General features: G+C 70.1%; 7 protein-coding genes. 4 read left to right on the plus strand and 3 right to left on the minus strand.

The annotated features are described in order from the left end of the window. Nucleotides 1–366: 366 nt before the first annotated feature. The 3 genes from FMEAI12_RS05860 to FMEAI12_RS05870 all read left to right on the plus strand — a co-directional run bounded on the left by FMEAI12_RS05860 (nucleotide 367) and on the right by FMEAI12_RS05870 (nucleotide 4,119). A complete protein-coding gene (locus tag FMEAI12_RS05860; protein ID WP_235013745.1) occupies nucleotides 367–1,977 on the plus strand; it encodes a cell division protein FtsK in 1,611 nt (536 codons plus the stop codon). A gap of 395 nt (nucleotides 1,978–2,372) precedes the next feature. Beyond that, entirely contained in the window at nucleotides 2,373–3,245 is an 873-nt protein-coding gene (locus tag FMEAI12_RS05865; RefSeq protein ID WP_112105262.1) for a DNA cytosine methyltransferase, read from the plus strand. A gap of 22 nt (nucleotides 3,246–3,267) precedes the next feature. Then, nucleotides 3,268–4,119 (plus strand): DUF2637 domain-containing protein, encoded by an 852-nt coding sequence (locus FMEAI12_RS05870; RefSeq protein WP_112105263.1) that lies wholly within the window; start codon nucleotides 3,268–3,270, stop codon nucleotides 4,117–4,119. A gap of 496 nt (nucleotides 4,120–4,615) precedes the next feature. On the opposite strand, the gene FMEAI12_RS05875 is transcribed toward FMEAI12_RS05870, so the two are convergent. From FMEAI12_RS05875 to FMEAI12_RS05880, 3 genes are read right to left on the minus strand one after another with little or no spacing between them, the layout of a single operon-like run. Beyond that, on the minus strand, nucleotides 4,616–4,855 hold the full coding sequence (locus FMEAI12_RS05875; protein ID WP_112105264.1) for a hypothetical protein: 240 nt from the start codon (nucleotides 4,853–4,855) through the stop codon (nucleotides 4,616–4,618). Beyond that, complete coding sequence (locus tag FMEAI12_RS36520) at nucleotides 4,852–5,019, minus strand: hypothetical protein (RefSeq protein ID WP_160144240.1); 168 nt, start codon at nucleotides 5,017–5,019, stop codon at nucleotides 4,852–4,854. The genes FMEAI12_RS05875 and FMEAI12_RS36520 overlap by 4 nt, the downstream gene beginning before the upstream one ends. Nucleotides 5,020–5,042: 23 nt before the next feature. Then, on the minus strand, nucleotides 5,043–5,429 hold the full coding sequence (locus tag FMEAI12_RS05880; RefSeq protein ID WP_112105265.1) for a hypothetical protein: 387 nt from the start codon (nucleotides 5,427–5,429) through the stop codon (nucleotides 5,043–5,045). Nucleotides 5,430–5,710: 281 nt separating this feature from the next. Here FMEAI12_RS05880 and FMEAI12_RS05885 point away from each other — a divergent pair, with 281 nt between their 5' ends. Further along, nucleotides 5,711–5,857, plus strand: coding sequence for a hypothetical protein (locus FMEAI12_RS05885; RefSeq protein WP_235013746.1), 147 nt, complete (start codon nucleotides 5,711–5,713; stop codon nucleotides 5,855–5,857). The last annotated feature ends 141 nt before the right edge of the window (nucleotides 5,858–5,998 follow it).

Consider the following 5,998-nt stretch of genomic DNA (forward strand, 5'->3'; position numbering starts at 1 on the left):
CCCCGCCCCCGGCGTCTGGCGCCCCGGCCGGGGACCCGGCGGCCGATCATCCCGTCGTGGCTGCGGTCCTGGGCCGCGCTGCTCACCGCGATCCGCTGGGCGGTAGGCCACTACTCCTACACCGCCGCCTACCACTCGGTACGCCTCCCGCTCTACGCAGGCCGGCTCGCCGCACGCGCGCCGAGGGGTGCGGGCCGCCTCGTCGGCGGGGCGGTCGGCTGGCTCGCGGACACCGACGCCCGGCCGGTCATCGCCGCCGCGGTCCGCCAGGAAGACACCAGCACCTATCTACGGCTCGCCCGTCTCCACGACACCCGCACCCGCACACGGGCGCTCCTGGCGCTCTTCGGGGGCCTTCCGCTACTCGTGCTGACGGTGTGGTGGTGGATCGCCGCGCCGAGCGGCGTGCACCTGGCGATGGTGGCGGTCGCGGTCGGCGTGCTGGGGGTCCTCGGGGCGCCGGCGGACCGGCCCCTGATGAGCCCGGCCGTGGTGCCGACGCAGGTGGGTCGGCTGACCGCCGACGTCGTCGTGCGGGCGCTGGGCGCTTTGGGGATCGCTGAGATCAACAAGGCGCGCAGGGAAGGCGGCGGGATCACGTTCCCGTCCCCGATCATGCGGGACGGGCCCGGCTGGCGCGCAGAGGTCGACCTGCCCTACGGGGTGACCGTCTCGGACATCTTGGAGCGTCGAGAGCGGCTCGCGTCGGGGCTGCGTCGGCCGCTGGGCTGTGTGTGGCCCGAGGCCGGGCACGACGTGCACGCCGGCCGGCTCCTGCTCTGGGTCGGCGACCAGGACATGTCCAAAGCCCCGGCCGCGCCCTGGCCGCTGACGAAACGCGGCCTGACCGACGTGTTCGCCCCGGTGCCATTCGGGTCCGACCCGCGCGGCCGCCCGATCAGCATCACCCTGCCGGAAAACAACATGCTGGTCGGCTCGCTTCCCGGGGCGGGGAAAACGTCGGCGGTGCGGGTCCTCATGCTCGGCTGCGGACTCGATCCAACCTGTGAGTTGTGGGTTTTCAACTTGAAAGGCACCGCCGACCTGGACGCGGCCGAGAAGTTCGCTGCCAGGTACGCGTCCGGACTCGACGATGCCACGATGGAAACCGCGCTCGCCGCGCTGCGGGATCTGCGCGCGGAAATCGCCCGCCGGGCGGCGGCGATCAAACGGCTCCCGAAGGATCTGTGTCCGGACGGGAAGGTAACCCGGCAGATTGCCGGGCTGCGGTCGCAAGGACTGCACCCGCTCGTGGCGATCCTCGACGAGTGCCAGAACCTTTTCTCCCATCCAACCTACGGCAAAGAGGCCGGGGAACTCGCTACCGATGTCATCAAACTCGGCCGGGCGCTCGGGGTTATTCTGATTCTGGCGACGCAGCGGCCGGACGCGGCCTCGCTGCCGACTGGGGTGTCGTCGAACGTGTCGATCCGGTTCTGCCTGCGGGTCATGGGCCAGGTCGAGAACGACATGATCCTCGGAACGTCGATGTATAAGAACGGAATCCAGGCCACCACACTCCGACCGTCCGACAAGGGAATCGGCTATCTGGTCGGCGCGACCGATGATCCGATGATTGTTCGCTGCGCGTACATTGATACCCCGACCGCCGAGCAGATCGCCGACCGGGCGCGGGCGGCGCGTATAGCCGCGGGCCGGCTGTCTGGGCAGGCCGCCGGAGAAGCTATCCCGGCGGAATCGGCGGCGATGTCGCTGCTCGATGACATTCTGACCGTGGTGCCCCCGGGTGAGCCGCGGGTGTGGTCGGAAGTCATCGCCGTGCGGCTCGCCGAGCTACGGCCGGAACTGTACGACGGATGGGGCCCTGAGCAGCTTGCGCTGGTCCTCAAACCGTACGGGATCGAGACCGTTCAAATCGGCCGCCGCATGAACGGGAAGGTAGTCAATCGGCGCGGAATCGATCGCGGTCACGTCGCCGACCTGGTGGCCGAACGTGACCGCAGGCGGGGTTCCTGAGGCCGCGAAGCGTGCTAACGGTTAGCGGCACCCCTGCTAGCTGTTAGCACCCCCGTTAGCCGCCTGTCGGGCCGTTGAGCAGTGCAGATGCCTGTTAGCAGGGCTGGCCGCGAAACCCCCGAAACCCCGGAATCGGGGGTCTACGGCCCCCTCTCAGCCCGGCTCGCGGCCACGCTCGCTCGGATCGGCGGCCGCCACCCTGCGTGATCGGAGCAAGGGGCGGCCGCCGGTACCCTGACCGTCCACTCAAAGCGGACCGATATTTCCGGTGCACAAGCCCTGGCCGCCAATCGGTATTTCCAGCGGTGCCCTTGCCGAGCGTCCGCTGAGGCCTCACGTGTTTTTTCTCTCGATATTCGACGCCCCAATCCACGCTCCGACAGGAGGTAATGTAAATGTCAACCGTACTTGACCTTTTCGCCGGCCCCGGCGGCTGGTCGCTGGCCTGCACGCAACTCGGCCTCGCCGAGATCGGTATCGAATGGGACCACTGGACCTGCGAAACCCGCCGCGCCGCCGGACTTAACGCCATCGAAGAGGACATCGACGCCGTACGGCCGGACGACTACGCCGGGATTGCCGGGCTCATCGCCTCGCCTCCCTGCCAGCCGTTCAGCGTGGCGGGAAACCGGCTCTGGCTCGCCGACCCCCGCGGCCGGCTCATTCACCAGCCCATGAGATTCGCCCGCGCGCTCCGACCGGTCTGGATAGCGATGGAAGAGGTCCCCGCCGCTCTGCCGATCTGGGAACGGTTCGCCTACGAACTCCGCCGCACCGGCTACGCCACCTGGACCGGAATTCTCTCCGCCGAGGAATACGGCGTGCCCCAGACGCGTCGCCGCGCCTTCCTCCTCGCCTCCCGTGCACAGGACACGGTCAGGCCACCGCAGCCCAGCCATACCCGATACTGCGCGAAGGGCGCACGAGTCGCCCCGCCACTGAAACCCTGGCGGAGCATGGCCGACACCCTCGGCCGAGGAATGACCGGCCGGCCGGCATTCACAGTCACCACCCGAGGAAACGCCTGGGGTGGGGCCAGTACCCGAGGTGCCATCCGCGCAGCCGCCTTATACGGGCAATGGGCCGGTTCTACTGACAGTCTGACCGTCACCGAATTCGGCCTGCTGCAATCCTTCCCCGCCGACTACCCGTGGCAGGGAACCAACGCCAGCCGGCTCCTTCAAGTCGGCAACGCCGTCCCACCCGCGCTCGCCGCCGCGGCGCTCTCTGCCGTCGCTTTCCCGCAGCCCCTCGCACACGCCGCATAACCCCCGACCGGAGAAACCCACCATGACTCGCGTCCCGACCATCGGCGCACCCGCGGCCGAGGCAACCCCCGAACATCCCGCGGCGACCAGCAACGACCACGGCCGGGCACCGGCCGGACCCATCCCGACCCACCCACCGGGCGACAGCCAGGGCCGGACAGAACGCACCCTTGGCGCCGCATTGCCGATCGTGCTCGCCGTAGGCGTGTTCTGCGTCGCGTTCGTCCACGTCCACGACGTCGCTGCCTGGGCCGGACAACCCGACTGGGCCGCCTGGCTCATCGCGGTGTCGGTCGAGCTGATGGCGCTGGCGTCCATCATCGAGATCCGCCACCGGCGCCGCACCGGCACCCCGATCCGCTGGCCGGTCGGCACCCTGCTCGCCGGAGTCGCCATGTCCGGGGCAGCGAACCTCACCGCCGCCGGACCCCACGCTCTGACCGCCACCCCCGGGGCATGGATACCAACCATGGCACTCTGGCCGGTCGCCGCCTTCGGCCTGGTCGCCGGACTCAAGGCCAGCCGACCGACTCGACCGGCCCCAGCGACGAGCATCAAACCACCCACGACCACCGACCCGGCCAGCGAGGACCGGCCGGCGGCCGACGCCGAGCGGGCCGACCGGTCAGCCGGTGCCGACAGCAGCGCGCCGACCCCGGATCCCCTACCCGCCGATCTGCTCGCCGCCGGGCGCGCGGTCGCGGCCGACCTGGCTCGCCGAGGGCGACCGGTCACCCGGACCGCGCTCGTCCGCGGCGTCCGCCAGCGCGGACAGCGGTGCTCGACCGACCGGGCGGCGCTCCTGCTCGCCGCCGTCCGCCACCTGTCCAACGACCCGAAGCCGCCCCAGGGCGCCGAAGGCGCCGCACCGTAACCCCGCCTGCCTCCGCCGACCAGGACCGCCCACAGAACGAAAGGGAAGCCGCTATGGCCGCCATCCGCCGAGAGGACCAAGCCCTCATCGCCAGCATCGCCGCCCACACGTCTTGGGCGAACACCACCGACCGAACGGCCCGCACCGCCCGCGGCCGCGCCGCGTTCCTCGACCGCTTCGACCGCCAGGTCGATCCCGATGGCAAGCTCCCACCCGCCGAGCGCGCCCGACGAGCCGAGCACGCACGACGCGCGTACTTCTCTGCGCTCGCACTCCGATCGGCACAGGCACGACGGAAGCGACGCAAGAAACCGGAAGGCGAGACTCCACCGGCATCGTGAGCCCCTGAGCGTCCGGACAGGGCGCGGGTAGTCCACGCTCGCGTCTCGACCGGCCCAAACGTCCAGCGACCTAACGACACGCAGAACGGCCCGCCACCCGAGAGGGCGGCGGGCCGTTCTGCGTGAGTCGCGCGGCGCTCGGCGGATGTCCGGGCTCAGCCCCGCCCGCCCGCGATACGGGCCGGCAGGACCTGGTACGTCTCGATTCCGTACAGGTCAGCCCACTGCCGCGCCGCTGTCTCGCTACCGAACGGACTCACGACCTCGACCGGCACGCCGACGTCGTCGAGCACCAGAAGACCGACAAGAAGCGGCCGACGCTCGATCGTCGCCGCCGCTCGCCGTCGGGTCGCCTGCGCGCGCTGGGCGGCGGGTAGCACCACGTGCGCGGTCATCGTTCGACGTCCGTCGAGGCCATGGCGAAGGCGACGTTCTCCGTGGTCAGCCGCCCGCCGCAGGCGATGGTCCGGATAACCGAGGCGGCGTAGAAGTCGCCGTACTTGCCGACCTTGGCCAACTCGGCCCGCGCGTAGGCCACCTGCGCTTCGGTCAGTCGCAACCTGGCCGGGATCCTCGACGTTCTCACTGGGCACCGCCCCCGGGGATGGGACCGTCGGTGACGGTGAAGGGGCTGTCATCGGCCAGGCGTGGCACCATCGCGCCGGTGTCCGCTCGTGCCGGCCTGGGCGACAATGCGGCATCCAGGTCGTCGAGGCCGCCGATCGAGCTGGTGTGGTGCTCGTGAACCCTGAACCGCAGCTCGCCGCCGGAACGGGTGCCGGCCAGGTCCATCATGTTGACGAACTCGCACGCGATCGGCAGGCCACGAAGCGCCGCGGCCAGGCTCGCTGGGTGCACACCGGCCGGCACGTCCACCACGACATACCGGTACGGCCCCGTCCCCGTCTCGCGAACCACCACGCCGGGCGCGGAGGGAGTGATGAGCGCGTCGGTGGATGTCGCGCTCATGGCGGTAGCTGGTTGACTCTCGGACACGGTGCTGACCCCCTGTGGTCTGTGCCCAGGGCCTGGTTCGGTGTTCGCGCGCCGAGCCGGGCCCGACTTGTCTCCCGGCCGATCGACCGGAAGCACATGCTACATGGACAAGACGAGAAGCAACAGTAGGAAGACAGGGCAAGAAGAAAGACGACTGAGCCAAGACGAGAGGCATCGCTTAACGTCACGTGCTTGTGGGCAGTCAATGTGACCTCGATTTGATCGACGTCAGCGATTTCGCGTCGATGCTGGGCGTGAGCCGATCACGGGCCGACATGCTCACCCGCTACGCCGGCTTCCCGACGCCAGCGGTCGTGAAGCCGCGCATCCGGCTGTGGCACCGCCGCGATGTCGAGTCGTGGTGCGACCGGAACCGTCCCGGGTGGCGCGGCGACTCGTGACGGTCTGGCACAGGCAGCCCGCTGTTCGGCGCCTCTTACTCGGCGGCCTGCCGGTCATCGACACGATCAGCGCCCTGCTCGCTCTGACCCTCCGCCGGCGGCCCGGGACCAGGTGGCGATCGTGGACGGCACTTCATCCCG

Source organism: Parafrankia sp. Ea1.12, assembly GCF_900465275.1.
GTDB lineage: Bacteria > Actinomycetota > Actinomycetes > Frankiales > Frankiaceae > Parafrankia > Parafrankia soli.